1 protein-coding gene is annotated in these 946 nt (G+C 52.0%); it reads left to right on the top strand.

Translation table 11 applies throughout. The annotated features are described in order from the left end of the window. A partial coding sequence (locus tag A3739_RS30385) for a hypothetical protein (protein ID WP_197472559.1) occupies positions 1–946 on the top strand: 946 nt, incomplete at both ends.

Below are 946 nucleotides of genomic sequence, written 5' to 3'. Positions count from 1 at the left end.
AACGCAATGCAGGTTCTAACAATCAGAAGTATCGCGAGAAGCCACGCCCTGAGCCTATCTCTGATGAAGAGTTGGCAAAAGTAGCGCCAGCAAAAGCGGAAGCAGAAAAAGCGACAACGGATGCTCAAGAAGCACCTGTTGCAGCAACGGACGCAGCACAAAACGACTCGAACGCGACGCAAGAGAAAGCGCCACGCTCAAACAATCGTCGCCGCAACCGTCGTCGTAATGCACCTAAAGCGGAAAACACGACGGCAACTGAAGCTGCAAGCACTGAAACGCCTGCTACTGAAAAAGCTCCGGCAGCAGAACCAGTTGCCAAAACAGCAGCGCCTGCTGAGAAAGTCACTCAGCCAACTGCTGATTCGACAGAAAAAGCAACGGCTAACGCAAAAGCAACTAGCGCTGAAAAGCCAGCAGAAAAAGCAGCGTCGGAGCCTGAAAGTGCAACACCGAATGATACCGCAGTAAGCAAAACTTCAAAAGAAGAAGCGCCTAAAGCCGAAACAAAAGCAGAAAAAGCTGAAAAGCCATCTGCGCAAGCTGAGGCCGTAACGACTGCTGAAACTGAAGCGAAAGAAGACGATACAAAACCGGCACCGCAACGTCGTCGCCGTCGTCGTAGCCCAAGCTCAGAAAAAGAAGCCACTGGCGAACAAGCATCAGGAACCAAAGCCCAATCTGAAGCACCAGCAGAAAAAGCTGAAACGGCAAAAGCTCTAGTGGAGAAAAAGCCTGAGCCGAAGCCGGAAGCTGCAGAGTCTAAATCAAGCCCTGATGTTTCGGTTGCCGTTGCAAACTCAAACGCTAGTACCTTTAAGCCTCAGCGCCCAGCACGCCGTCGCCAGCGAGGTGAAGCAAAACTTGCACACAACGACCCACGCGCGAAAGCTACTGAAAGCCAGCCATCAGCGGCTTCAGCAGCACCAGTGAATGAAGGTGAAAC

It is taken from the genome of Oleiphilus sp. HI0067, from assembly GCF_001635735.1.
Note: the sequence above shows the minus strand (reverse complement) of the source record. Positions and strands in the feature narration are given on the sequence as shown.